Origin of the sequence: Cystobacter fuscus, assembly GCF_044360685.1 — a bacterium.
Classification (GTDB): Bacteria; Myxococcota; Myxococcia; order Myxococcales; family Myxococcaceae; genus Cystobacter; species Cystobacter fuscus_C.
In genome coordinates this window covers 2,201,664-2,226,979 of record NZ_CP043491.1, presented here as the reverse complement: position 1 = coordinate 2,226,979, position 25,316 = coordinate 2,201,664, and the positions used below count along the sequence as shown (strand labels likewise).

Below are 25,316 nucleotides of genomic sequence, written 5' to 3'. Positions count from 1 at the left end.
TGAAGAGGTGGGTGTGAAGACCACCCGCTGTTCCGGGAAGCGCGGGCGGAGAGGGGCCCGCGCTCCCGGCGCGCTCAGTTCTCGAGCGCGTTGAAGCTGATCCACTCCTGGATGCTGTTGAGCTGGTCCGCGGGAAGCGAGGCGTTGCCATTGAGCGGGTTGATGGGCATGCGCGCGCCGATGATGGGACCGTCGCCGGAGATCTTGCGCCACAGGTAGCTTTGAAGCGGAACGCCCGGTTGGATCAGCGCCAGGGAGGGCTGCTGGGCCGAGGGCTTCAGCAGGCGCTGGTAGACGTCATGGGCCGAGCCGAGCAGGTTCAACCCGCCCTGGGGGTTGTCGCCGCCATGGCAGCCGCCGCAGTTGGACTGGAGGATGGGCAGCACGCCCTTGCTCCAGGTGGCGCCGGAGCCCGCGAGGTTGAGCGCCTGCGGGTTGGCCGAGTACGAGCACTTCGTGTAGTCGATGGAGGACTCCAGGCTCCACTGGCGGGCCGTGGGATTCAACCCCTCGATGAAGCACATGAGCGCCAGCATGTCCTGCACGGACGGGGGCTGGTTGGCCAGGGGCATGCGCGTGCCGGGGATGGGCGCCTGATTCATGCTCCCGCGCAGGCGCGCCACGAGGTAGCTCTCCTCGGGCTTGCCCGGGTTGATGAGCGGCACGGTGGTGCCGGTGCGCGCGCCATAGACCCCGTTGCGGTTCTGATCGCCCTGGACGATGCCGCTGGCCACCAGGCCCTCCACGGTGTCGCGCTGGTAGTCGCCCACCTCGGCGAAGAGGTGGCGTCCGCCCTCCAGCACCCACCAGTTCGTGCGGTAGCTGGCGAAGGCGAGATCCTGCACCTCGCCCGCGTCGTTGATGAAGGTGCGCACGAACGTGCCCGTGGAGAAGATGCGCGGCTGGGACACCTGCACCGCGTCGTGCACGTACAGGTGCAGGCCCGGAGTGCCCGCGTCCGGCAGGGTGCCCTTGGGGTCCAGCTTGGGCGCCTCTCCGGGGATCAGCTCGAACCAACCGATCTCGTTATCCTTGGTGGCCTGCTCGGAGAAGCGGAAGCGGTCGCCCAGGCGCTCGCACCGGTCGAACACGCCGTTCCAGTTGCCGGACTGCACGTTGCACGGCGCGCCGATGGAGGCCAGGAAGGTGCCCGCCGTGTGCAGGTCCGGGTATTCCTTCTGGTTGTGGCACACGCCGTTGGAGCCGCTGCACGTGCGCATCACCAGCTTGCGGTGCAGGTCGAGCCCGGTGGCGTAGGTGAGCTGGGCGGCCTTCACGTCCGGGTCCGAGCCCGTATACGTGGGCGTGCTGCCCGCGCCCACCGGCGAGGGGCGTTCCGGCTCGAAGGGGATGGTGCCCGGGTCGGCCGGGTTCGAGCCCGAGCCGCCACCACAGGCGAGCGCCAGGGCGGCGAGGGAGGCGACAAGAGGAGAGCGCGTCATGAGAAGAAGTCCTGGATGGGAGCATCCGCGGGGAAGATGCCCTCGTGGTCGGCGCCGAGCAGATCCATCATCGTCTTGAGGACCGAGCGGTACGAGTACACCTTGCCGGTGGCCTTGAGATCCGCGCCGCGCACCGCGCCGAGGCTCTTGCCCCCCTTGCCCGCCGCGCTGATGACGCCGCCCATGAAGGGCATGGACATCCACCGGGTGGCCAGATCGCTGCCGTGGTCGCTGCCGTTGGCGGAGTTGAAGCGGCTGCCGCCCGTGGTGCGGCCGAACTCGCTGCCAATCACCACCAGCGTCTTGTCCCAGTACGTGCCGCCCTCGGGGTGCTGCATCATCTTGAGCGCCGTGCGCAGGCCGCTCACCAGCCGGTTGGCGCCATCCAGCTCGTCCGGCAGCTCCGCGTCCTCGCGCGAGTGGTAGTCGTAGCCGCCCTGGTTGAGGAACACCGCCGGGCAGCCGAAGTGGAACAGGCGCAGCGCGAGCGCCGCGCGCTGGCCCGTGGTGTCGGTGCCGAAGAGGGTGCGCAGCTGGCGGTTGCTGATGCCATCCACCACCTCGTCGGAGTCGGTGGTCACCCGGAGCATGGGGTCGCGGAAGATCTTCCCGTAGTCGCTCGTGGCCTTGCGCGTCTGCTGGTAGGTGTCCACGCCGCCGCGCAGCGGCAGGTGCAGCCGCGAGCGGTAGCGGTTGTCCACCTCGGTGGCCACCTTGGCCGCCCACGGCGGCAGGCTCGCGCTCGGATCCGCGCCGAAGCCCTGGAAGCCACTGCCCTCGAGCACCGGAGGCCGAAAGGTGGCGTAGGTGCCCGCCCCCGTCGCCATGCCCGCCTCGCCGAGGCTGAAGGCCGGAAGAATGGTGTTGCCCTTGGCCGCCTCCTCCGCCACCCGCCCGCGCACCCCATAGTTCACGTACGAGAGGAAGCCCGTGGCCCCGCCCACGTACCCCGTGAGGAAGCGCTCCAGGCCCGTGCCATGGCCTCCGTCCGCGCGCGCCGAGAAGGGCTCGTGGTCCACGCACGGCAGCACGCAGATTTCATTGGAGAACTCCGCCACCGGCTTCATGCCCAGATCGCGCCGGGGCTTGGACGGCTCGCCCTCGAGCCAGCTCGCGCGCTCGAGCAGCTTGCCCACGCCCCACTCGGTGCCCGCGGCGCGCTTGTCCGAGCGGCCGAACGGGTTGAACTCGTCGGCCACGTCCGAGTTGAAGGCGGTGGTGAAGCGGAAACCGCCGGACAGGCGGATGTAGATGAGGTGGCGCACGCTGCCGCGCCCGTTCGTCTGGGCGAGCGCCGTGCGCGGCAACCACAGGTGGGGGAAGGCCAGCGCGGCGGCCCCCGCGCCCAGGCCCCGGAGGAGCTGGCGGCGGCCCGGGGACTTGGGCTTCGAGTCTTTGGGATCGGACATGGAAGGGCTCCGGGGGTCAGTAGAAGATGCGCTCGGCGCTCGACAGCAGCGCGAAGCAGTAGGGACGGGCGAACTCCTCGGCCGAGCAGCGCGTGAGAGCGCACTCGCGGCCCGCCTCGCGCGCCTCGGCCTTCTCCGTGGCGTCCGGAGAGCGGCCCAGCAACAGCCGGTACTGGTGGGTGGCGATCTGCTCGCCCACCTGCTCGTTCACGGCGAGCGAGGAGCTCATGCCCTCGGGCAGCAGCCGCGCCACGTCCGCGCCTTTGATCTTCGGATCCAACGCGGGATTGCACAGCGACTGCACGAAGGAGAGCTGGGTGGCGGTGGTGAGGATGCTCACCACGCGGAAGCGGCCGCCCACCACGTTCTCCGGACAGCCGCCCAGGGTGCGCGCCAGCTCCGAGTAGCGCTTGTCCACATTACCCTTGTCGTTCGTCTTCCAGCGCGACTCGGCCAGCACGCGGTAGCCGGCGATGCTGCCCGCGTTGAGCAGGGACTCGGGCTGGCTGATGCGGTGGTCGCAGCCGGGCAGCTCGTAGCCCGTCTGGCGCGCGAGCGAGTCGATCCACACCTCGGCATCCACCTGCTTGAGCGGCCCGTAGGCCCAGCGGTAGGTGGAGGTCGCCGCGCCCTCGGCGGACTGGAGGTACGCCACCGAGGTGGCCACCGCGTAGTGCACCGAGCGGATGTCGCCGTGGTTCTCGAGCAGGAAGCGCACCAGCTCCCCACGCACCTCGGGCACGAGCGCCGGCAGGTCATAGCCCAGGTACTGCGCGAGCACGTCATCCACCGCGCGCTCCCAGAAGGACAAGTCCCGCGCGAGGATGCGGCCGGGGATCTGCAACCGCGCCCACTCCTCGGCCGTGAGCAGACCGCTCCAGAGCGTCAGCTCGTTGTTGAGGCTCGGGTCGCGCGCGGCGCGCAGGTCCGGGGTGAAGGTGAGCTCGTTGTAGCCCCACAACACGCTGGCGCACTCGCCCCGGGCCGCGTCGTTCACCTTGCCGTCCTTGTCCAGGCAACGGAAGCGCACGAAGGCGTCCGGCAGGCGCATGCCGAGCTGCGGATGATCGTAGTAGCCCGAGTACCAGAGCCGGTAGAGCCGGGCCATGTCCGCGCGCTCGTGCTCGAAGGGCGGGCGCCCCAGGAACTGGCGGAAGAGCGCCTCGGCCTTGTCGCCCGGGTCCGCGTAGCGGCGGGTGAACACCGGGTGGGCGCTCACCACCGACGCGAAGAGATCGTACGGCACGAGCCCCCGGTGCAGCTTCGCCACCAGCCGATCCATGTCGTAGATGGACTGGAGGCTCGCCACCTGGTTGGCGTAGAGGAAGCGGTCGGCGGCGTGGCGCTGCTGGACGAGGATGAACTCGTCGCTGGCCATCAACCGCTTCACCGTGGCGCCCCACCCGCCCGCGCACGTGGCCTCGGCCTCGGCCGCGTCCGGCACGCGCCCCAGCATGTCCACGAAGAGCCGGCGGCACGCCTCGGAGAAGGAGATGGGCCGGGACGCCAGGCCCACGCCCCACAGGCTCCGGCACAACCCGCGATTGACGGGGTTGGTCAGGCCCGCGCCCGCGCAATACGCCACGCAGCCCGCGTCACAGTCCGGCGGGCGCGTCTCGTTGGGCGCGGGCACTGACCGGGCCGCCGGCAGGACGTCATCCCCGCCCGGGAAGTCTCCGGGGGTGAGCGGCGCGCCATTGCCCACCATGGCCCCTGGCCCGGAGGCGAGCTGATCGGGCTCGAAGACGTAGGTGGGCTGACACGCGGCCAGCGCCACGAGCAGCGGAAGGATGAGCGGACGAGACACGGTCATTCGCGGCTCCCGGAGGAAGGAAAGGGTGGATTCAGAAGTCAAACTCGACCCCGAGCGACAACCCCAGACGCAGCGCCAGGGTGCTCCAGTTCTTGGTGTAGCGCAGCCCGTCGATGTCCTCGCTCGTGGCGAAGAGGAACTGCTGCTGGACCTGGCCGAGGATATCCGCGCGCAGCAGGATGCGCTCCGTCATGCGCCGGCGCGCGCCCACGGACGGGCCCGCGAGCCAGCCCACACGCGGCACGCTCCACACGCCCACGCCCTGCTCCTGCAGCCGGCGGATCTCCGCCGCGAACTCCTGGCCGGGCACCAGCAAGGAGAGGCCCCCGCGCGCGGCGAAGACCACCTCCGTCTTGTTCGCCACCGGCAGCCCATACTCCGCGAAGGCGAAGGCCTCGTTGAGCAGACCGAAGCCGAACGTCCGGCCACCGCCCGCGCCGTAGTTGCCGAAGATGCGCGCCCCGGCACCCACCCGCAGCCGCTCGCTCACCGAGGGCACGGACGTGTTCAACCAGAGGGTGGCGGAGACGAAGCCCGCGCTTGAGTACTCGAAGGACTCGTCCCGGCGCGAGATGTTGATGCCCTGCTCGCCGTTGAGCCGCGCGCTCTCCAGGAAGAAATCCGGACCCACGCCGACGCGCATCCGGCCCGCGGTGGCCTTCGAGGAAGACTCGGAGGGGCGGGCCGCCGCCGGAGCGGAACGCGGGGCGGGAGCGGGCCGTGCCGCGGCGGCGGGCTTGGCCGCCACCACGGCACGGGGCTGCTCCACGGGGACCACGGGAGCCTCCGCCTCCGCCTCTTCCTTCTTCGGCGCCTCGGACGCGGGCTCCGCGACGGGCTCGGGCGAAGGCGCCGGCTGCGGTGCGGGAGTCACGGGAGCGGCCTTGGACGTGCCGCTCCGAGCCTTGGAACTCTTGGCCTTGGACCTGGACTTGGACGCGGCCAGGGCCTCTGGCGCGGTGAGCACCAGGAGGGCGGACAACAAGGCACTGCCCAGGCGAAGCATCGAGGAGCGGGGAGCGTTCGAGCGGGGAAGGAGCGGCACGGGAGACCCGGAGACGAAGAGGCGGAGGGGAAGGAAGGCTCAGGCGCGACGGCGGCGCAGCAGCGTCAGACCCGCGGAGCCCAGCACGAACATCAGCAAGGGGGCGCCACCCGTCGAGGAGCAGCCACCGCCCTTGTCCTCGTCGTGGTCATGGTCGTGGTCAGGGTCCGAGCCAGTCCCCGTGCCCGCGTCGGCCACAGTGCCCGCGTCGACTTCGGTGCCCGCGTCGACAGGCGGCGTCCCGGAGTCCGGCTCCTCGACACCCGCGTCCGTGCCGTCCGTGACCTGCACGGTCACCTCCAGCTTCGTGGCCGCCACGCCGTCACCGGGCCTGATCTTGTCGCCGTTGGCGGAGTTGCCAGCACCGTAGATCGTGACGATGCCACCATTGCCCGGCGCGATCATCGAGAAGTCGAAGCGGACCTCTCCATTGGTGAACGCCTTGGCCGCGGAGTGCGTCAACTCGCCCTCGAGCTTCTTCAGGCCCGCGTTCTCGACCAGCTCGAGCGAGGCCTCCGCCCTGTCCACCGACAGGTTGAGGCCGCCAATCGCGGCGGGTCCGCCCTTGATGATGAAGGTGTACTGGTTCGTCGTCCCCGCCATCACCGACGTAGGACCGGAGATCTCCACGGTCGGCACAGCGGCACCTACCGCATGGCACTTCGTGCAGGTAGTCACGCTCCCATCCGCGAGTGGCTTGCCCGAGACGCCAGAGATGCCCGTGGAGCGCGCCAGGGCAGGGGTGGACAGAAGACTCGCAGTGAAGACGCCAGCGACAATAAATGATGGGAACCGCATACTTCCTCCGGGAGAAGAAGTTACCTTTTTAACCTGTTTTCCTCCATTGGCCCACGACCGTTTGCTGCATCGCGGCAATTCCTCTCTCATCCAGGACCGTGTCGCGAGAGAAGGACGCTGTCACCGGAAAGGCATCTACGCGGGATAGAGTGCCAGCTCTGCGCCCCTCACGACCGGCCCCGAGGACAGACATGCGAAGGCGGCTCATCGTGGCGGCCCTCCTCCTGGGAGCGCTGCTCGCGCTCCTCTGGGCCGGGCTCTCGGCGAGGCCAGAGGCCCAGGAGGCACCGGCGTCCGTCTCCTCGCCCGATGAGCGGAGAGCCGTGCCACGGCCAGGCGCATCACGAGAACGGGCCGAAGGGGTCACCAACACGACGCCTCCGTTGGACGCGAGCGCCGCCGAAGCGGAGGGAGTGCTCGAAGTGGAGGTGCTCGCCGCCGAGCGGCCCCTGCCCGGGGCCAGCGTGCGGCTGTACTGGCGTGAGCGAAGGGACCCCAACCTCGGGGAGCTCGTCTGGAGGCCGGCGGGCACGGGCCTGACGGATGCGCGGGGCCAGGCACGGCTCGCCTCCGGGCCCGGTACCTATCTGGTGGCGGTCCACGCGAATGGCCACGCGCCCCGGATGCTCTCCGTGGTGCGACCCCATGGCGTGGCGCGCACGTCCGTGCGGCTCGTCCTGGAACCGGGCCAGTCCCTCGTGGGCCAGACGGTGGTGAAGGGGACGAAGGAGCCGCTGCCCCTCGTGCAGCTCATCCTCTCGGCGGTGCCGCGCGACCAGGCGCCCGGAATCCCTCCCGAGCTGCCCTCCGAGGAGCGCGTGTACGCGACGAGCGACGAGCGGGGCCGCTTCCGCGTGGACGGGCTCGCCACTGGGGACTACCTGCTGGAGGCCCAGGCGCCGGGTCACGCCCACCTGTGGCTCGTGCCGGTGAAGGTCCCCGCGAAGGAGCCTCTGGAAGTGGCGCTGAGCGTGGCGGGGGTCATCGAGGGCTTCGTCGTGGACGCACGAGGCGCTCCCGCCGAGGGCGCCGAGGTGCGGGTGAGCGGCGTGTCGCCCCAGAGCGTCATCACGGGCCCCGGAGGCGGCTTCTCCGTCGAGGTGGAAGCCGGCACCTACGGCGTGTCCGCGCGGCACGGCGAGGAAGCGGGGGCCCTGGAGCAACCGCTCACCCTGAGCGCGGGCAAGACGATCCGCGGCGTGCGGCTCCAGCTCGGCCCGGGGTCGGTGCTGGAGGGGCGCGTGCTGGAGCACGGCTCGGGAGTGCCGGTGGGGGGGGCCCGGGTCGACGTCAGCCCCCATGGACAGAACGGGGACACCGGCCGCGAGTCCACGGATGAAGCGGGTCACTTCCAGGTGGGCGGGCTCGCGCCCGGCAGCTACGACGTGGTGGTGACGGCGCCCGGCTTCACCCCGGCGTTGCGGCGCGGCCTGACGGTGACGCCGCGCGAGCGCTTCTCCGTGGACCTCGTGCTCACCCGCCTGGGCGTGGTGGAGGGCTGGGTGCGCGACGTGGCCGGACAGCCGGTGGCGGGCGCACGGGTGATCGCCCCCAACATCGGGCCGGAGGAGCTGGAGTCCACGCCCCTCGAGTCCCGCAGCGATGCCACGGGGCACTACCGGCTCGAGGGCCTGAATGTGGGCCGCCAGCCGCTCATCGCCCGCCGGGAAGAGGCGACGCAAGGGGTCAACCGCTGGGTGGACATCACCGAGGAGGGCATGGCCCAGGTGGACTTCACCCTGGAGGGCACGGGCATCGTGGAGGGCGTGGTGCGGGCGGCTCGCGGCGCACTGCCCTCCCAGCCCCTGGAGGTCCTCGCCGCACTGGACGAGAAGAGCCCCTTCGGCGCACAGGACTTCCAACAGGCCGAGGTGGACGCGAAGGGGAACTTCCGGATGGTGCTGCCCGCGGGCGGCTACGAGCTGTTGCTCTCGGCGCGCGACCACAGCCCCTCCTTCCAGAGGACGCACGTCCAGGTGGAGGAAGGCCAGACGGTCCGGGTCGAGCTGCTCTGGGAGGAGAACGCCCCGGCGTCCTCCGTGGAGGGGGTCGTCCTCGAGCCCGATGGCGCGCCCTCACCGAGAGCCACCGTCATCCTGGGCCTCGAGCCCCAGGAAGGCGGGACGCTCCAGGCGAAGTACACGGACGAGGAGGGACGCTTCTCCTTCGGCCTCGGCTCCGACATCGAGCCCGGCATGGACAGGCTGAGGGTCAGTGCGCTCAACGGGGGGCGGAGCGGCCAGGTGTCGGGCGTGAAGGGCGGGGAACGCTCCCTGGTGGTCAGACTGCGCTCCGCGGCCTCGCTGCGGGGCCGGGTGACGCGCGCGGGAGAGCCCGTGCGCGGCTTCACCCTCGGCATCGAGCCCGAGGGCGAGGAATGGTTCACCCAGGGCAAGGGCCCCTGGGAATTCCCTGGCGAGCGCTTCGAGCTCCACGACGTGCTGACCGAGCCCCTGCGCCTGGTGGTGAAGACACCGGAGGGTTTGCGCGGACAGGCCATGGTGACCCCCCGTCCTGGCGGGACGGCCGAGGTGGAGATCCGCCTGCACGGCACCACGTCCGTCCAGGGACGCGTGGTGGACGCGGCCACCGGAAGCCCGCTGAGCGACGTGGTCGTGTTCATCGACAACGATCCCTCCTCGGTCCACATGCGCGAGAGCCTCGACCAGGGGCGCTTCTCCATCAACGGCTTGAGCCCGGGCGAGTACGTGTTGAACATCCTCGGCAAGCACCCCCCCGGGCGCCTGCGCCTCCCCGTGCGGCTGGCCGAGGGGGAAGTACTCGACCTGGGGGACGTGGCCTTGGGTGGGACACCGGGTGGGACAGGGAGTGAGACACCGCCTCCAGCTCCGTGAGCCCTCCCAGCGGACGCCATCCAAATCTCTCTGTATTCCCCACAAGTCGGTCAACTGAGGATATGGTGGGTAGGCATGTACCTGCGCAGCCTCACGCTCCAGAATCTGAAACTCCTGCGAGATGTGGCCCTCTCCTTCACCCGTCCCGATGGGGAAGTGAGGCCGTGGACCGTCTTCGTGGGGGAGAATGGCGTGTGCAAGACGGCCATCCTCCAAGCCATCGGACTCGCGGCGAGTGGATGCTCGCTGGGCAGTGAGCTCGCGGACGTCACGAGCCTGCCGGACCGGCGGCAGCCCACCACCGAGCTGATGCTGATCGGCGCCGAGTTCACCTTCGGGCAGGAAGGGCACAAGGCGCGCCAGTACCCGGGACTGGAGAAGAAGCATTCGCTGCCGCCGTACGTGCGCAGCTCCATCGCGGCCAAGAGCACCTGGCGCGAGCTGGTGGGCAGCTCGCGCTACGTGGGCGTCGAGCACACGCAGGTGTTCGATCCCATCCGCGAGGCGCGCCGCACGCAGCTGCCCGGCTGGTTCGTCGCGGGCTACGGCACGGCGCGCACCCTGCCCCGCCCCCACTCCTTCCACGCCGACGGCCTGTCGGATCCCCTGCGCCAGCGCATGGCGAACCTCTTCGATCAGGGAGGACTCATCGCCACGGGCTTCGCCGACGTGTTCGAGCCGGCGCAGGCCAAGGCCTATGTCAAGCTGCTCAAGCAGGTGCTGTTGCAGGGCAACCTGCTGCCGGGCGTGGTGGACCTGGAGCTGCAGAGCCACGGCATCGTGCGCACCCGGCAGGATCTGCTCGAGGCGCACCGCTTCGAGTTCGACCTGGGGGGCCAGCGCGTGAAGCTGCCCGCCACGTGGCTGTCGCGCGGCTACCAGGGAGCGATCGCGTGGCTGGCGGACCTCATCGGCCACATCCTCTTGGAGGCGGGCAAGCCGGTACCGCCCGAGCGCATGGAGGGGCTGGTGCTCGTGGACGAGCTGGATCTCCACCTGCATCCGCACTGGCAGACGACGCTCATCACCACGCTCAAGCAGGTCTTCCCCAAGCTCCAGTTCGTGGCCACCACACACTCGGCGATGCTCTTGCCGGGACTGGAGCAGGATGAGGTGTTCGTGCTGCGCCAGGACGACGAGGGCAACGTCTACGCGTCCCCGGCGCCCTCGACGCCCTCGTTCCTCACCGGCAGCGAGCTGCTCGACGCGTTCTTCGATCGCAAGGGCAAGCCCGTGAAGGCGCCCAGCCGCAAGCCGCCCCCGTCCCAGAAGAAGCCCCGCGCCGCCTCGCGCCCGGCGGGCCGCTCCAAGCGCAAGTAACGCTCACGCGCCGCGGGCCGTGCCACACTCGGAACAGAAGCGCGCCTGGGGCGCCAGCTCCGTCCCACACTGCGTGCAGAAGGCCCGGGCCGCCGCGAGCGGCTTGCCACATTCGGAGCAGAACTTGCCCCCCGCGATGCGCGCGGAGCAGTGCGGACAGGCCGACAGCGCCACCGAGCGCGGGGCCTTCATGTCCAACGACTCCACCTGATCCACCGCGCGTGCCTTCGTCCACGCCTGCTCCACGGACACCTGGGCCTGGATGTGCGCGGCCTCTTCCTGGAGGTTCGGGGCGCAGGCCTCGCACAGGCCACGGGCCTCGTTCCAGCACGCCTGGGGGCAGACCCACTGGCCGCAGCGGGTGCAGTGCTTGAAGTGCTTCCGGGCCGCCTCCACCGCCTCGGCGTAGGCCTCGTCCCAGGCACTGCCGCGCAAGGCATCCTTCACGTGCTCCCCCGCGTAGGCCGCCCGCGACAGCGTGCCCCCGAAGAACGAGCCCGCCGCCTGGAGCAGTCCGGTCGCCATGCCCACCTTGCTGGCGATGAAGGGCGACAAGTGCCCGTTGTGGCACTTGTCGCACTTGAACTCGAACTGGAAGCCGTAGTTGTTGGAGCGATCGGTGTAGTTGCGGGTGAACGGAATCATCGCCCCCGCGACGCTAGCACGCTACTTCGTCCACACCGCGTAGTTGGTGCCCGAGGTGCCCAGCGTCCAGCCCGCGCCCGGCGACCAGTCGCCCGGGCCGATCTTCATCGCCACGCTGCCCTTCGTCCCGGTGATGATGGCGGCATACCGGCTCGAGTCCGCCACCTGGATGCTCACCGCCGAGCTGGAGTGGATGCCCTTGGCCCTGCGGATGGACATCAGCGTCTTGATGGCCTCCTTGTGGCCCCAGTCGTAGAAGTGCACCCAGTAGACGCACGGGACGCCCGGGTGCGTGAGGATATAGGCGTAGCCCTGCATGACCTTGTCGCTGGGGAAGGGCCAGTGGTTCTGGCTCGTGCCCGAGGTGCTCGGCCCCGTGTCGTGGTTGTCGATGAAGGTCACCGACTTGGCCGCCCACCACCCGATGGCGCCCGAGGGCTTGCCCGCGCTGTCACGCAGCCGCCAGAACTCGTTGTACTGCACGGCCTGCTGGAGGATGCCCTTGGTGGTGAAGTCGAACACGGTCGACTTGCCACCCGTGGCGTCGATCCAGTTCATGAGCTGCTGCCGATGGGCATCGGGGTTGGCGAGGTTCAGGTCCGTCCAAAGCTCGCCCACGGAGAAGTAGGGCACCGTGGCGGTGTTGTAGTTGCCCACGTACGAGCCGTTGAAGCCCTTCACGTAGTCGTAGCGCCACCCGTCGTAGCCGATGCTGGACTTGAGCCAGTTCATCCAGCTCTTGAGGTCGCCCTGCACCGTGGCGTTGGTGTGGTCCAGGTCGCGCGCCGCCCCATAGCCATCCCCGGTGTCCGTGTTGCCCGTGGCCCCCGTCCACTCGTCCCCGCGCGTCACCGCCCACGAGCCCCAGGTGGGGTTGGTGAAGTCCGCCCAGTTGGTGGTGCCCACGCGGTGGTTGACGACGATGTCCGCGATGGCCTTCACGTTGTAGGTGTGCAGCGCGCCGATGGCCGACTTGAGCTGCGCCTCGGTGCCGTAGCGGCTGTTGAGCACGCTGAGCTGGCGCGGCAGGTAGCCCTCGTTGGAGGCCGCGTCGCTGGAGGGCGGCAGCCACACCATGGTGAAGCCGCTGGCGCCAATGTCCGAGGCCTTGCCCTGGACGATGCCCCACCAGGGAGACGTCTGGTACGAGGTCCAGTGGAAGCCCTGCAGCATCACGTCGCCGCTGTTGCCATCCATGGGCCCCGCGAACACGGCCGGCGCGCCCAGCAACGCCAGGGCCCACGACAGGGACACGGCTCCGCCAAACACTTTCTTCTTGAGCATCGGGTTCTCCAGGAGAGAGGGGTGAGGCGGCATGGCGCTCTACTGCCTTTCCCCCCGGCGGAGGAGAGACGGGGGGTCACGACGCGCCGGGACAAGACAGACCCGCGGCCCGGTGGAAAGAGGTGGGGGACGTGCCCGGGAGGCGTTAGGATCGGACAATGGCCGAACAGTCCCCCCCCTATTGGGTCCTCATCTCGGTCTTGTTCAGCTCGCAGCCGTTGACGCCCGCGCTGGCCATGACCCTGCATCAGGCGGCGTATGACCTCTACCGGCGCGGAGACTCGGAGCAGCCGGTGGCGGGAGACCTGCTCACCGGACGGGTGCGCAACCTGCGCAAGGACGTGCAGATGGGCACCCTCGTGGGCCCCGCCTTCGAGGCGGAGATCGAAACGGAGCGCGGCTCCGGCACGGTGCGCTTCCTGCTCACCCGCCAGGGCCTGGAGCTGATGAAGGACCAGCCCGCCGAGCCCTCCATCCCCCCGCGTCCGCGCTACCTCAACTGACGCGCGCGAGCGGGTGGCTCAATGCACCCGCTCCTTCTCCACGCGCTCCTTGCGCCGCGGCTTGGCGAGCTTCACCTCGGGACGCTTGTGCGTCACCATGCGGACGATGCCGTAGTAGAGCTGCTCCTCGGTGTACACCGTGCGCCCGCGGAACGTGCCGGGGATGTAGGCGGGCCCGGGGCGCTCCAACCACTGCAACACCCGCACCTCCTCCGAGCGCGCGAGCGCCTCGAGCAGCTCCGGGGGACACTGCTTGAGGTAGCGGCGCACCAGCGGCTTGAGCTGACGGTAGAAGTCCTCGCCCAGCACCGAGTGCCGCCGCCCCGCGTGCAACGTGCCGTCGAACCGGCGCGACATGTGGAAGAGCTCGTGCATCACCGTCTGGACGCGGCCCTGGGGCGTGGACGCGCGGAAGAAGCGCGGACGAAGGGTAATGCAGTAGAGCATCCGCCGGCCGTGGATGCGGATGACCGGCTTGCGGCGGCCACTGGGGTCCGTGCAGCGTCCGCCCCGGAAGCACAGCGGCTTGACCGTGCCGCGGGAAGCGCGCCGGGCCTCGCCCGCCACCACGAGGATGCGGCTGGCCTTCACGTGGGAAAACTCCGGCATCTTCGCGGCGATGTCGCGGATGAGCGCGCGGACGGCCTTGTTGAGGTTTTGGCGGAGGTAGGCCACGGTGTAGTCAACAGTGTACCGCAAAATGCCTTGAGACCAGACGCCCCCCGCTCCACCTTGCTCTCCATGCGTTTCGCCCCGCGTGCCACCGTCCACCTCCTGACGTTCGCCGCCTGGCTCTCCGGGTGTGCTTCCACCCCGCCCGCCGTCCCCCTGGGTCCCGTCTCACTCGCCCAGGAGGAGACGCGCGTCATCGCCCAGGACCTGGCGAGCATGGAATTGCGCTACTCCGGCGAGCTCACCAGTCCCCAGACTGCCACCCTGGAGAAGGCCGACTACGAGCTCGTCTCCAACGGGCAGGTGCTGGAGAAGGGCACGGCGGCGCTGGGGGTCACCCTCGTGCCCGGCTCCCCCACGGCCTTCTCCTTCATGGCGAGCACCCCCTCCGTGAAGAGCCCGGAGGACCTCCAGGCCCTGAGCGACAAGGGCGGCTCGCTGCTCGTGGCGGTGCGCGGCACCCTGACGGTGCGCTCGGGCGAGTCGGAGCGCACCCTGCCCTTCGCCGCGTCCCGGCAGGTGCGCGTGCCGAGGCTGCCGCGCGTGAAGGTGCTGGCCATGGAGGGCGCGCGCTATTCGGACGAGCAGGTGGACCTGGTGATGCGCCTGGGCGTGGAGAACCCCAACCCCTTCCCGGTACGGCTGGACGGGCTCACCTGGACGCTCGGCATCCAGGGCCGGCGGCTCGGGGAGGGCACGCTGGGCAAGCAGGACATCGTGGACGCGGCGGCCACTGGGGTGTATCCCGTGGAGGTGGCGGTGACACGGGAGACGTGGGGTCCGGAGGTCCGGGGGCTCATCGCCAAGGGCACGCTGCCGTACCAGGTCGCGGGTGAGCTCACCGGCCCGCTGGTGCGCGTGCCCTACTCGCTGTCCGGAGACGTGAAGCTCAACGTGTCGCGGTAGTGCCCATCTATCTGCTCGGAGACGACCCGCTTCTCTTCCCCCCGCCCGAGCGCGCGGACCGCACCGGTCTGCTCGCCGTCGGGGGAGACCTGCGCCCCGAGCGTCTGCTCGCCGCCTACTCCCGGGGCATCTTCCCCTGGTACAACGAGGGCCAGCCCCTCTTGTGGCACTCGCCCAACCCCCGCTTCGTGCTGGAGCCCGCGAAGCTGCACGTGGGCCGTTCGCTGCGCAAGACGCTCAAGGCGGGCGTCTACGACATCCGCTGGGACACCGCCTTCGCCGACGTCATCGCCGCGTGCGCCCGCGTGCCGCGTCCCGGCCAGGACGGCACGTGGATCACCGACGAGATGCAGCGCGCCTACGTCACCCTGCACGAGCTGGGCTACGCGCACTCGGTGGAGGCGTGGGCCGGGGGCGAGCTCCAGGGCGGCTTCTACGGCGTGTCCCTGGGGGCGGCCTTCTTCGGCGAGAGCATGTTCGCGCACGCGCCGGACGCCTCGAAGGTGGCCTTCGTCACCGCCGTGGAGCGCTTCCAGGCCTGGGGCTTCCACTTCATCGACTGCCAGGTGGAGACGGAGCACCTGGCGCGCTTTGGCGCCGGGCCCTGGCCGCGCAAGCACTTCCTCGAGGCGCTCGCCCGCGCCCAGCGCGAGCCCACGCGCCGGGGCCGGTGGAGCACGACGGACACCCCCGCCGGCTCAAGCCCTTGATTCGGGAGGCGTCAGCTTGCCCAGGGGCAGCTCGAGGGTGAAGGTGGCGCCCCGGTAGCGGCCCTCGCTCGCGCACGACAGTTGGCCACCCATCTCCCGCGCCGCCAGGGCGCTCGCGTGCAGGCCGAAGCCGTGCCCGTCCTTCTTCGTGGTGAAGCCCTGGCTGAAGAGCCGGGGCACCACCTCCGGGGCGATGCCCACCCCGTTGTCGCTCACGGAGATGCGCAGCCGCTCGTCCCTCGGCTCCACCCGCAGGGTGAGCCGGCGATCCTCCACCCCCTCCTCCAGCAGCGCATGGCGTGCGTTGCTCAGCAGGTTCACGAGGATCTGCAGCAGCTTGTGCCGGTCCACCAGCACCGTCGGCACCTCGGCGGCGTACTCGCGCCGCAGCTCGATGCCCAGCCGATCGAACGACACGGCGAGCAGACGCAGGGCATCGTCCAGGAGCGCGGGCACGGCCACCTGCTCCATCGCCCCACTGAAGCGCGCATGGCGCTGCTGCATGCTCACCACGGACTTGATGTGGTCCACGCTCTGCACGAGCCGCCGCATCTCCTCCTGCATCGTCTCGCGCTCCTGGGTGAGCTGGAGCGAGAGCGCCTCCAGGTAGGCGGGAAGCTGCCGTCCCCGCGCGTCCTCGCCCAGGAAGGCGCCGAGCCGGGATTCGTTCTCGCGCAGCAGCGCCACCGCCCGCCCCAACCCGGACACGCGCGAGTCGCGCAGCCGCTCCATCACCAGGCTGGCCGACACGTTCACGCTGTTGAGCGTGTTGCCCACGTTGTGCAGCACCCCGGTGGCGATCTCCGCCATGCCCGCCTGGCGCGACACGTCCAGCAGACTGCGGTGCATCTCCCCGAGCTGGAGCTCGGCGCGCTTGCGCTCGGTGAGATCCCTGCCGAAGAGCGTGAGGCCCACCACCCGCTCCCCCTCGCGCACCGGGTTGAAGAGGACATCCACCGTGCGCGGCCGCCCCTCCACGAGCACGTCCACCTCCGCCCGCACGCGCTGGCCCCCCAGGGCCATGCGGCCGCGCGCCGCCACCCACTCGCGCAGCGCCGGGGGACAGCCCCGCAGAAGCGGATTGCCCGGCACGAGCGCCACCCCATCCGTCATCCGCGCGAAGAGCTGCTGCGCCCCCGGGTTGGCCATCACCAGGCGCCCGCGCGCGTCGAGAGACAGCACCACGTCATCCGTGCTCTCGATGAGGCTGCTCAGCTTGCCCTCGCTCTCGCGCAGCGTCTGGAGCGTGCGCCGCAGCTCGGTGTGGACCTCGTCGCGCGCGGCGCCATGCAGCCAGCTGAGCGCCCAGCCCAGCAGCAGCGACAGGCCCGCCATGAAGTTGCCCCAGGAGGTGATCGGCTCGGCGAACAGGGGGCGCGTCTGACCAAAGCCCGAGCGGACGAACTCGTGCAGGAACGCCGCGTTGAAGGCCAGCAGCGCGGTGAAGACGAAGCCCCTGCGCGCCCCCAGCAGATAGACGGCCAGCAGGGGCACCAACATGTACACCCCGTGCATCACCCCGCCGGGAAACTCCACCAGGAGCGAGGCCAGCAGGAGCGACACGGCGAGCGAGCCGCACAACAGCAGCGACGGCAGCAAGGGCGAGCGCAGACGGCGCACCAGCACCAGCACCCCCAACGAAACGAGCATGCTGCCCCCCAGCACCAGCACCTGGGGCGCGCGCTGCGCCGGCGGGTAGAGGGGAATCATCACCAGGTAGGCCAGGTCGAGCAGCAACATCAGGCCCACCGAGCCCACCACCACCCGGAGCCGGCCCAGTTCCTCCGGAGGCAGCCGGCGCTGCTCCGCCGTCAGGGATTCATCCAGACACCGCAGCAACCGGGAGCGGAGACCCAGGCTCATGAGCCACCTCGCCTTCCCGAGGAGCGCGCTCCGGGCTGGAACGATTCATCCCTCCTGGGGAGCGGCGGGCAGCATCACACGAAAGGTCGTCCCCTGTCCCGGGGTGCTCTCCACCGAGATGTCACCTCCCAAACGGGTCACGATGCCATGGCAGATGGACAGGCCCAGGCCGGTGCCCATGCCCGCGGGCTTCGTCGTGAAGAAGGGCTCGAAGAGCCGCCCCAGGTTCTCCGGGGCGATGCCACACCCGTTGTCCTCGACCTCCACGACGACACGGCCATCCGCCCGCCGCAGGACGCCCAGGCGCAGGAAGGGCTGGGCGCGGCCGCGCAGGGCGTGGGCCGCGTTGACGAGCAGGTTGATGAACACCTGGCTCAGGCCATGCTCGCTGGCCAGCACGCAGGGAACCTCCTGGAAGGCGCGCACCACCCGCAGCTGCGGCCCCAGCACCTCCGCCGCCATGTGCACGGCGCCCTCCAGCACCTCGCGCACGTCCACGCGCTCGCGCGGCGGCTCGTCCACCCGGGCGAAGACGCGCACGTCCTGCACGATGCGCGCGATGCGCTCGGCGCCCCGGAGCGCGTCGCGGCTGGCCTCGCGCAGGTCCTCGCGCAGCTCCGTCGACTCGGGCGTCCACGGAACCGACTCGAGCCCCCGCACGACATGGCGCAGGTTGGACAGGATGAAGCTCAAGGGGTTGTTGACCTCGTGGGCCAATCCCGCCGACATGCGCCCCAGCGCCTCGAGCTTCTGCGCGTGCAACAGCCGGGTATTGGCCTCCGCCAGCGCCCGCGTGCGCTCCTCCACCGCCAGCGACAGCCCCTGCATCCGCTGCTGGCTCGCGCGCAACAGCTCCCACTTCTCACACAGCGCGTGCGCCATCTGCCGCACCTCGATGGTGTCGAAGGGCTTGCGCAGGATGAGCAGCCGCTCGCTCGTCTCCAGCTTGCGCACCAGCTCGTCCCACGAGTAGTCCGAGTAGGCCGAGCAGAGCACCACCTGGAGATCCGACGACTCGCGCCACATGCGCAGCGTCGTCTCCACACCATCCAGCCCCGGGGGCATGCGCACGTCCACGAAGGCCAGCGCATAGGGGCGCCCCGCGCTCACCGCGTCGCGCACGTACCGCACGCCCTCCTCCCCCTCCGACGCGAAGTCCAGCTCGAAGGACGGGGCGGCCGTGGTGCGTGGCGCCGGCGCCTGCTCCCCGAAGAGCCGCGACTCCATCGCGTCCAGCGCGTCGAGGCCCGAGGTGGAGTGCGCGAGGATGCGGTGGAAGTCCCGGTGGATGGAGGGATTGTCATCGACCACCAGGATGCGGTGGCTCGCCTCCGAAGGAGAGCTCATGCCCAGCCCTCCTGTCCGAGGCCTGGAACATCCGTTGGAGAAGCATGGACCCGGAGCTGTCCTCCCGGGTCGCGGCGGCTGGAATGCGGTGGGTTCACCACGATGTCCACTAGTCTACGCTGGCCCCGCGTTCCTGGGCAGCCCACGCGAGAATCCTCCGCCCCCCCTGGAAACGAACCCGAGGGGGGAGGGGGCGAGACACCGGCGCGCTCCTCAGTCGTCAGTCGTCGGCCGAGACCTGGCGGAACACCGCCATGGAGCGGCCCACCAGCTCGAAGCGTCCCGGGGGAACCGGCGCGTCCGGACCCAGCTCGTCCGAGGCCGTGTAGAGCTGGATGACCCACCGCTTGCCCTCGGTGGGAGGAGGCACGGTGAAGGACACGGCCTCGTGGTGGGCATTGAGCAGAACCAGGAGTGCATCCCCGATGATGCGCTGGCCCCGCTCGTCGGGCGAGGGGATGGCGTCGCCCCCGAGCAGGAACGCGAGCGAGCGGACGAAGGGCTTCTGCCAATCCTCCGAGCCCATCTCCGTGCCGTCCGGCCGGAACCAGGTGAGATCCTTGTGCTCCGAGTCCCAGATGTGCTCGCCCTGGAAGAAGCGGCGGCGCTGGAGCACGGGCTGGGTGTCGCGGAAGTGGATGAGCCGCGAGGTGAACTCCAGCAGGGCTTGCCGGCGCTCGTCGAGGTCCCAGTCCACCCACGACAGCTCGTTGTCCTGGCAGTAGGCGTTGTTGTTGCCGCCCTGGGTGCGGCCCATCTCGTCACCGGCCACGATCATCGGCACGCCCAGGGACAGGAAGAGCGAGGAGAGCAGGTTGCGCTTCTGGCGCTCGCGCAGGGAGACGATGTTGGCGTCCTGCGTCTCTCCTTCCGCGCCGCAGTTCCACGCCTGGTTGTCGTCGGCGCCGTCGCGGTTGAACTCGCCGTTGGCCTCGTTGTGCTTGTGGCTGTAGGTGACCAGGTCGTGCAGGGTGAAGCCGTCGTGGGCGGTGATGAAGTTGATGCTCGCCTGGGGGCGGCGCCGGGCGCTCTGGAACATGTCCGAGGAGCCCGTGAGACGGTGGCCCACCTCGCCCGCGAGGTTCTCGTCGCCCTTCCAGTAGCGGCGCATGGCGTCGCGGTACTTGCCGTTCCACTCGCGCCAGGGCGAGGGGAAGTTGCCCACCTGATAGCCCCCCATGCCCACGTCCCAGGGCTCGGCGATGAGCTTCACGCGGCTGAGCACCGGATCCTGGCTGATGATCTGGAAGAAGGCGGCGTTGGGGGAGAACTCGCCCTTGCCGTGGCGGCCGAGCACCGTGGCCAGGTCGAAGCGGAACCCGTCCACGTGCATCTCCTGCACCCAGTAGCGCAGCGAGTCGATGATGAGCCGCGAGGCGTTCTGGTTGGAGGCGTTCACGCTGTTGCCACACCCGGTGAAGTCCAGGTAGTAGCGCGCGTCCGGCATCAGCCAGTAGTAGGAGGCGTTGTCCACGCCCTTGAGCGACAGCGTGGGCCCCATGTGGTTGCCCTCGCAGGTGTGGTTGTACACCACGTCGAGGATGACCTCGATGCCCGCGGCGTGCAGCGCCTTGACCATCGCCTTGAACTCGTTGACGACGGTGCCCGGCGCCTTGCGGCTCGCGTACTTCTGCTCGGGGGCGAAGAAGGCCAGCGTGTTGTAGCCCCAGTAGTTGGACAGGCCCTTCTCGCTCAGGAACGAGTCGTCCACGTACTCGTGCACCGGCAGGAGCTCCACGGACGTCACGCCCAGCTTCGTGAGGTGCTCGATCATGGCCGGGTGGGCGAGCCCCGCGTAGGTGCCCCGCAGGTGCTCGGGCACCTTGGGGTGGCGCATGGTGAGGCCCTTGACGTGGGCCTCGTAGATGACCGTCTTGCGCCAGGGCACGTCCGGCGCGCGATCATTGCCCCAGTCGAAGAAGTCGCTCACCACCACGCACTTGGGCATGCCCGGCGCGCTGTCGCGCTCGTCGCGCATCAGGTCCTGCTTCTCGTGGCCCAGCGTGTAGCCAAACACGGGCTGGGACCAGTCCACCTCACCGTGCAGCGCCTTGGCGTAGGGGTCCACGAGCAGCTTGTAGGGATTGCAGCGGTGCCCCTTCTGGGGCTCGTAGGGACCATGCACCCGCAAGCCGTAGAGCGTGCCCGGCTCCAGGGCGGGCACGTAGCCGTGCCACGTGTACTCGGTCGACACCGGCAGGTCGAAGCGCTCGATCTCCTTCGAGGGGTCCCGGGGATCGAACAGACAGACCTCCACCCGGGTGGCCACTTGCGAGAACACCGCGAAGTTGACCCCCGACCCATCGAACGTCGCGCCCCTCGGATACGGCTTGCCCGGCCACACTTCCCTCGTCATACGCTTCAACGTCCTTTCGACACAGACTCAGCGGTGAAGATGTGTGAAACGATTGGAACCCGCCACATTCGCCTTGGGCTGAACCAGGCAAGCGTCCGCCAGCCATCATCTGCACACCCCGCCGTGCGATACCGCACGCTTGCGGCTCCAAACCCATGCCACCAGCTTCCTGCAACCCCAATGTGCGCGGCCTCGCAGGTCGCACGACGAAAGGAAGCATGCACATGAAGCGGATGATCCAGGGAGTGATGCTCACCGGAGCGCTGTTCGCGGGAGGCACGTCGTTCGCCCAGCCGGCCACCAAGGCAGCGGCGCCCAAGGCCGGCACGGCCGAGTACAAGGGTTTCGTCGTCCCCACGGACACCAAGTCGCTGCTCGAGCGGCTGCACTACGTCAACCAGACGGAGATCAAGCAGGCCAAACTCGCCCAGCAGAACGCGTCGAGCCCCGAGGTGAAGTCGTTCGCCGAGCAGATGATCACCGACCACACGGCGGCCGATGAGAAGATCCTGGCGCTCGCCAAGACGCAGAACCTGAAGCTGGCGGACACGCCCAAGCCCATCAACGACGTGGAGAAGAAGGGCCTGGCGGCCGACAAGGCCTCGCTGGAGAAGCTCCAGTCGCTCAAGGGCGAGGCCTTCGACGGCTGTTACATGACCGAGCAGCTCGGCGCCCATGACGCCACGCTCGGCAAGCTCGCGGCGGGCCGCCAGGCGGCGGGCGCCACCCCGGAGCTCACCACGCTCCTGGACGAGCTGACCCAGAGCGTCGCCAAGCACCGCCAGCATGCCTACGCGCTGCTCGGCAAGCTGAGCCCGCAACCCGCGGCCACCGGCGGCGCGGGCACCACCGGCACCCCGAGCCCCACGGGCGGCAACATGGGCCCCACGGGCGGCAGCACCGGCACCACCGGCCCCGACACGCGCAACTAGGCCGGGCCCGACGCGGTGAGCGGGGCCGGAAGGGAGAGAACCGGCCCCGCGTGAAGAGCACCTTTGCCCGCCGCGTTCCGGATGGTGTAGGGATGAACGGGTCAGCTCTCCGCTCATGAAGATCTCTCCCCGCTCACCTCGGCGCGAACAAGGACTCGCCCGGTGGATGGTCCTGGGGGGCGCGGCCTGCGCCCTCCTCCTGGCCGTCCTCATCGGGGGGCCTTCGTCCAGCGTCCCGCGGCGGAGCGAGGTCCACGAAGTCGCCAGGACCGCGCGACCGGCGCGAAGCGCCTCGGTCTCCGCGACCCGGCGCCCCCAGCCCGAGCGGCTGGTGGGAGACCGTGAAGCACCGCTCCACGGCGCCCTGGAACTGCCGCGCCCCGCGGCCAAACCCCTCCCCGGCTACAAGCGCTTCGACTCCCGGCACGGCCTCGCGCCACGCCTGGAGGCGGGAGTCCCGCCGCTCACGCGGATGCACCGCCCCCGCGAGCCGGCGCGGCGCCATGGGCGCATCGCGGATCGCCCGCTCATCGAGAACTGTCCCGCGCAAGGACCGCCCCGGCTCGCGTGAGGTCGCGATCCCCGAGGTAGAAACGGCGTATGTCCACGGCCCCCTCGTCCCCAGTCGGGAAGGGTCCTCCCTGGCGCGCGCCTGGCTTCATTTTCCCTTTCCGGCGTGCCGGCCCCTGCTGGCGCACCCGAGGCAGTCCCTTGCGCGAAGAACAGAACCCCCCTGCGTCCACCCCCTCTCCCCAACCCCCTTCCCCGGCGCCCGTCGAGTACGAGCACTGGCAGACGGGCCGGCTCATCGTGGCCGTCCTGACCTGTTTGTTCATCATCGGCGCGGCCATCGCCTACGAGGCGCTCGGCTGAGCTGTTGAAGACAGGGGGCCGGTGCCTGGACGGGCATCGGCCTCCCCTTCGAGTTATTCCCGTTGTCTGGCTTCTTTTTCCTGGCGGTGATCCGGCGATGCACGACGCACACGACTTCCTCAAGGCCCTGGCGACGGTGTTGTGCGTCGCGGCGGTGACGTCCGTCATCTTCCAGCGGCTCCGGCAACCCGTGGTGCTCGGCTACATCATCGCGGGGCTCATCATGGGCCCCCATGTGCCCATTCCCCTCGTCGCGGATCCCACCATCGTCCAGACGCTGTCGGAGCTGGGCGTCATCCTGCTCATGTTCTCGCTCGGGCTGGAGTTCAGCATCGGCAAGCTGCTGAAGGTGGGGCTCACCGCGGGGCTCACCGCCATCATCCAGTGCAGCCTGATGATCTGGCTGGGCTTCGTGGTGGGCCGCTCCTTCGGGTGGACCGGCAAGGAGAGCATCTTCACGGGCGCCATCATCGCCATCTCCAGCACCACCATCATCGCCAAGGCCTTCGACGAGCAGGGAATCAAAGGCAAGCTGCGGGAGATCGTCGTCGGCATCCTCATCGTCGAGGATCTCATCGCCATCCTGCTCATGGCGACCCTGACGGCCATCTCCACGGGCTCGGGGCTGAGCGCGGGCCAGCTCACCCTCACCGTCGGCCGGCTGGCGCTCTTCCTGGTGGGGCTCATGGTGGTGGGGCTGATGGTCATTCCGCGCACGGTGCGCGCGGTGCAACGGCTCAAGCGCCCGGAGACGTCGCTGGTGGCGAGCGTCGGCATCTGCTTCGCCGTCGCCCTGCTCGCGCAGGCGTTCGGCTACTCGGTGGCGCTCGGGGCGTTCCTCGCGGGCTCGCTGGTGGCCGAGTCCGGTGAGGAGAAGGAGATCGAGCACCTGGTGCAGCCGGTGCGCGACATGTTCGCCGCCATCTTCTTCGTGTCGGTGGGGATGCTCATCGATCCGGGACTCATCGCCGAGCACTGGGTGGCGGTGGCGGTGCTCACGGGCGTGGTCATCCTGGGCAAGCTGGTGGGAGTGTCGCTGGGCGTGTTCCTCACGGGCAACGGCACGCGCACGGCCATCCAGTCGGGCCTGAGCCTGGCGCAGATTGGCGAGTTCTCCTTCATCATCGCGGGCCTGGGCCTGTCGCTCAATGCCACCGGGAGCTTCCTCTACCCCGTGGCGGTGGCCGTGTCCGCGATCACCACCCTCACCACGCCCTTCCTCATCCGGGCCTCGGGGCCGGTGGCCAACTACGTGGACCGCAAGCTGCCCAAGCCCCTGCAGACCTTCGCGGCGCTCTATGGCAGCTGGGTGGAGGAGCTGCAGAACGCGCCGCCGCGCCAGACCGCTGGCACGAAGATCCGCGCCAAGGTGCGCCTGCTGCTCGTGGACGCGGCCCTGCTCGCCGCCATCATCATCGGCACCTCGATCTTCCTCGGACGCATGAGCGCGGCGCTGCAACTGCGCAGCGGCCTGGGCAACACGGTGACCCGCTGGGTCGTCATCGCCCTGGCCATCCTGCTCGCCACCCCCTTCTGCGTGGGCGTGGTGCGGCTCGCGCGCTCGCTGGGCACGCTGCTCGCGGAGACGGCCTTCCCCGCCACCACGGGCCGACTGGACCGCGCCGCCGCCCCCCGGCGCGCGCTCGTGGTGACGCTGCAACTGGCGAGCCTGCTGGGCGTGGGCGCGCCGCTCGTCGCCATCACCCAGCCCTTCGTGCGCGGATTCCTCGGCGCGGCGGTCCTGCTGGTGCTGCTCGCGGTGCTGGGCTTGGGCTTCTGGCGCAGCGCCACCAACCTCCAGGGACATGTGCGCGCGGGCTCCCAGGTCATCGTCGAGGCGCTCGCGTCGCAGTCCCGGGGCAAGACCCAGGCGCACCACGCCGGGAGCCTGGACACCCTGCACGCCATCCTGCCCGGGCTCGGCGAGCCGACGCCGGTACGGCTCGAGTCCGGCAGTGCCGCCGTGGGGCGCACGCTCGCCGAGCTCAACCTGCGCGGAATGACGGGCGCCACGGTGCTCGCCATCCGGCGCGGCGAGGACAAGGTCGTCGTGCCCACCGCGGACGAGCAACTGCGGGAGGGAGACGTGCTCGCGCTGGCCGGCACGCACGAGGCCATCGACTCGGCCCGCGCGGTGCTCTCCGGGAGCGCACCGGCCGAGCAGCACTCCGCGTCTGTCTGACAAGAGGCGGCGTCGGTGGGGGGGCCGACGGCTGTGCTGGCGACGCGTGCCTCTGGCTTGTTTCCGCTTGTGGGCAAACCCTGGTGTACCCAACCACCGCGGCTCGCTCCTCGCCGTACCGAGTGCACGCCTCGACCAATGTGTTACTTTCAAGTGAATTCTGGCGAGGCTCGCCACGAGCACTTGAGTCCTTTTGGACGTGCCTCACCGAGTCAGAGGTGTGAATGGGATTGGCAAATCCTTTAATTCCTCTAAGCTGTCATGCCAGTCCTGTCCAGGAGGCATTTCCATGGAAATGAAGAGCGGGGGTTCTTGGCGTGGTTCATTCTTGTCCTGCCTGATGTTGCTCGTCGGATGTGGG

20 protein-coding genes are annotated in these 25,316 nt (G+C 69.8%); 9 read left to right on the top strand and 11 right to left on the bottom strand.

From position 1 onward, the window contains the following. Positions 1 to 74: 74 nt before the first annotated feature. From F0U63_RS09255 to F0U63_RS09235, 5 genes are all read right to left on the bottom strand, one after another. The gene (locus F0U63_RS09255; RefSeq protein WP_395845527.1) at positions 75 to 1,442 is read right to left on the bottom strand and encodes a hypothetical protein; all 1,368 of its coding nucleotides are present in this window, start codon (positions 1,440 to 1,442) and stop codon (positions 75 to 77) included. Continuing rightward, positions 1,439 to 2,851 carry a DUF1501 domain-containing protein gene (locus tag F0U63_RS09250; protein WP_395845526.1) on the bottom strand — a complete coding sequence of 471 codons (1,413 nt, stop codon included), beginning with the start codon at positions 2,849 to 2,851 and terminating at the stop codon, positions 1,439 to 1,441. The genes F0U63_RS09255 and F0U63_RS09250 overlap by 4 nt, the downstream gene beginning before the upstream one ends. Positions 2,852 to 2,867: 16 nt before the next feature. After that, a complete protein-coding gene (locus F0U63_RS09245) occupies positions 2,868 to 4,664 on the bottom strand; it encodes a hypothetical protein (RefSeq protein WP_395845525.1) in 1,797 nt (598 codons plus the stop codon). Positions 4,665 to 4,695: 31 nt separating this feature from the next. Next, positions 4,696 to 5,649, bottom strand: a complete 954-nt coding sequence (locus F0U63_RS09240; protein WP_395845524.1) for a hypothetical protein — start codon at positions 5,647 to 5,649, stop codon at positions 4,696 to 4,698. Positions 5,650 to 5,748: 99 nt separating this feature from the next. Beyond that, a complete protein-coding gene (locus F0U63_RS09235; protein WP_395845523.1) occupies positions 5,749 to 6,507 on the bottom strand; it encodes an MXAN_6652 family MXYO-CTERM-anchored protein in 759 nt (252 codons plus the stop codon). A gap of 191 nt (positions 6,508 to 6,698) precedes the next feature. Between F0U63_RS09235 and F0U63_RS09230 the strand changes: the two genes are divergently transcribed. Beyond that, entirely contained in the window at positions 6,699 to 9,362 is a 2,664-nt protein-coding gene (locus F0U63_RS09230) for a carboxypeptidase regulatory-like domain-containing protein (RefSeq protein ID WP_395845522.1), read from the top strand. 75 nt (positions 9,363 to 9,437) lie between these two features. Beyond that, entirely contained in the window at positions 9,438 to 10,682 is a 1,245-nt protein-coding gene (locus F0U63_RS09225; protein WP_395845521.1) for an AAA family ATPase, read from the top strand. A 3-nt stretch (positions 10,683 to 10,685) separates the two neighbouring features. Here the strand turns inward: F0U63_RS09225 and F0U63_RS09220 are convergent, their stop codons facing one another. Further along, positions 10,686 to 11,327 carry a zinc ribbon domain-containing protein gene (locus F0U63_RS09220; protein ID WP_395845520.1) on the bottom strand — a complete coding sequence of 214 codons (642 nt, stop codon included), beginning with the start codon at positions 11,325 to 11,327 and terminating at the stop codon, positions 10,686 to 10,688. 21 nt (positions 11,328 to 11,348) lie between these two features. Then, entirely contained in the window at positions 11,349 to 12,611 is a 1,263-nt protein-coding gene (locus F0U63_RS09215; RefSeq protein WP_395845519.1) for a glucan 1,4-alpha-maltotetraohydrolase domain-containing protein, read from the bottom strand. A gap of 158 nt (positions 12,612 to 12,769) precedes the next feature. On the opposite strand from F0U63_RS09215, the gene F0U63_RS09210 reads away from it, so the two are divergent. After that, positions 12,770 to 13,114: a hypothetical protein gene (locus F0U63_RS09210; protein ID WP_395845518.1), complete on the top strand. Its 345-nt coding sequence runs from the start codon at positions 12,770 to 12,772 to the stop codon at positions 13,112 to 13,114. 18 nt (positions 13,115 to 13,132) lie between these two features. Here F0U63_RS09210 and F0U63_RS09205 read toward each other — a convergent pair whose 3' ends face one another. Further along, positions 13,133 to 13,789, bottom strand: coding sequence for a putative metallopeptidase (locus F0U63_RS09205; protein WP_395845517.1), 657 nt, complete (start codon positions 13,787 to 13,789; stop codon positions 13,133 to 13,135). A 66-nt stretch (positions 13,790 to 13,855) separates the two neighbouring features. On the opposite strand from F0U63_RS09205, the gene F0U63_RS09200 reads away from it, so the two are divergent. Continuing rightward, positions 13,856 to 14,692 (top strand): LEA type 2 family protein, encoded by an 837-nt coding sequence (locus F0U63_RS09200; protein WP_395848343.1) that lies wholly within the window; start codon positions 13,856 to 13,858, stop codon positions 14,690 to 14,692. After that, the gene (aat, locus tag F0U63_RS09195; protein WP_395845516.1) at positions 14,692 to 15,402 is read left to right on the top strand and encodes a leucyl/phenylalanyl-tRNA--protein transferase; all 711 of its coding nucleotides are present in this window, start codon (positions 14,692 to 14,694) and stop codon (positions 15,400 to 15,402) included. Before F0U63_RS09200 ends, aat begins: the two co-directional genes overlap by 1 nt. On the opposite strand, the gene F0U63_RS09190 is transcribed toward aat, so the two are convergent. From F0U63_RS09190 to glgX, 3 genes are all read right to left on the bottom strand, one after another. Further along, the gene (locus F0U63_RS09190) at positions 15,391 to 17,265 is read right to left on the bottom strand and encodes an ATP-binding protein (protein WP_395845515.1); all 1,875 of its coding nucleotides are present in this window, start codon (positions 17,263 to 17,265) and stop codon (positions 15,391 to 15,393) included. The genes aat and F0U63_RS09190 overlap by 12 nt on opposite strands. 45 nt (positions 17,266 to 17,310) lie before the next feature. After that, positions 17,311 to 18,612, bottom strand: a complete 1,302-nt coding sequence (locus F0U63_RS09185; protein ID WP_395845514.1) for an ATP-binding protein — start codon at positions 18,610 to 18,612, stop codon at positions 17,311 to 17,313. 220 nt (positions 18,613 to 18,832) lie between these two features. Further along, a complete protein-coding gene (glgX, locus tag F0U63_RS09180; protein ID WP_395845513.1) occupies positions 18,833 to 20,968 on the bottom strand; it encodes a glycogen debranching protein GlgX in 2,136 nt (711 codons plus the stop codon). Positions 20,969 to 21,192: 224 nt separating this feature from the next. On the opposite strand from glgX, the gene F0U63_RS09175 reads away from it, so the two are divergent. The 4 genes from F0U63_RS09175 to F0U63_RS09160 all read left to right on the top strand — a co-directional run bounded on the left by F0U63_RS09175 (position 21,193) and on the right by F0U63_RS09160 (position 24,955). Further along, positions 21,193 to 21,900, top strand: a complete 708-nt coding sequence (locus F0U63_RS09175; RefSeq protein ID WP_395845512.1) for a DUF4142 domain-containing protein — start codon at positions 21,193 to 21,195, stop codon at positions 21,898 to 21,900. Positions 21,901 to 22,015: 115 nt separating this feature from the next. Continuing rightward, on the top strand, positions 22,016 to 22,471 hold the full coding sequence (locus tag F0U63_RS09170) for a hypothetical protein (protein WP_395845511.1): 456 nt from the start codon (positions 22,016 to 22,018) through the stop codon (positions 22,469 to 22,471). Between the two features lie 140 nt (positions 22,472 to 22,611). Continuing rightward, the gene (locus F0U63_RS09165; RefSeq protein WP_395845510.1) at positions 22,612 to 22,773 is read left to right on the top strand and encodes a hypothetical protein; all 162 of its coding nucleotides are present in this window, start codon (positions 22,612 to 22,614) and stop codon (positions 22,771 to 22,773) included. Positions 22,774 to 22,870: 97 nt separating this feature from the next. Next, entirely contained in the window at positions 22,871 to 24,955 is a 2,085-nt protein-coding gene (locus F0U63_RS09160) for a cation:proton antiporter (protein WP_395845509.1), read from the top strand. Positions 24,956 to 25,316 lie beyond the last annotated feature (361 nt).

Coding starts and splice junctions, on each gene's coding strand:
- F0U63_RS09175 (WP_395845512.1), top strand. CDS start 21,193: ATGAAGCGGATGATCCAGGGAGTGATGCTCACCGGAGCGCTGTTCGCG.
- glgX (WP_395845513.1), bottom strand. CDS start 20,968: ATGACGAGGGAAGTGTGGCCGGGCAAGCCGTATCCGAGGGGCGCGACG.
- F0U63_RS09250 (WP_395845526.1), bottom strand. CDS start 2,851: ATGTCCGATCCCAAAGACTCGAAGCCCAAGTCCCCGGGCCGCCGCCAG.
- F0U63_RS09190 (WP_395845515.1), bottom strand. CDS start 17,265: ATGAGCCTGGGTCTCCGCTCCCGGTTGCTGCGGTGTCTGGATGAATCC.
- F0U63_RS09160 (WP_395845509.1), top strand. CDS start 22,871: ATGCACGACGCACACGACTTCCTCAAGGCCCTGGCGACGGTGTTGTGC.
- F0U63_RS09210 (WP_395845518.1), top strand. CDS start 12,770: ATGGCCGAACAGTCCCCCCCCTATTGGGTCCTCATCTCGGTCTTGTTC.
- F0U63_RS09235 (WP_395845523.1), bottom strand. CDS start 6,507: ATGCGGTTCCCATCATTTATTGTCGCTGGCGTCTTCACTGCGAGTCTT.
- F0U63_RS09185 (WP_395845514.1), bottom strand. CDS start 18,612: ATGAGCTCTCCTTCGGAGGCGAGCCACCGCATCCTGGTGGTCGATGAC.
- F0U63_RS09230 (WP_395845522.1), top strand. CDS start 6,699: ATGCGAAGGCGGCTCATCGTGGCGGCCCTCCTCCTGGGAGCGCTGCTC.
- F0U63_RS09255 (WP_395845527.1), bottom strand. CDS start 1,442: ATGACGCGCTCTCCTCTTGTCGCCTCCCTCGCCGCCCTGGCGCTCGCC.
- F0U63_RS09200 (WP_395848343.1), top strand. CDS start 13,856: ATGCGTTTCGCCCCGCGTGCCACCGTCCACCTCCTGACGTTCGCCGCC.
- F0U63_RS09215 (WP_395845519.1), bottom strand. CDS start 12,611: ATGCTCAAGAAGAAAGTGTTTGGCGGAGCCGTGTCCCTGTCGTGGGCC.
- F0U63_RS09225 (WP_395845521.1), top strand. CDS start 9,438: ATGTACCTGCGCAGCCTCACGCTCCAGAATCTGAAACTCCTGCGAGAT.
- F0U63_RS09170 (WP_395845511.1), top strand. CDS start 22,016: ATGAAGATCTCTCCCCGCTCACCTCGGCGCGAACAAGGACTCGCCCGG.
- F0U63_RS09245 (WP_395845525.1), bottom strand. CDS start 4,664: ATGACCGTGTCTCGTCCGCTCATCCTTCCGCTGCTCGTGGCGCTGGCC.
- F0U63_RS09220 (WP_395845520.1), bottom strand. CDS start 11,327: ATGATTCCGTTCACCCGCAACTACACCGATCGCTCCAACAACTACGGC.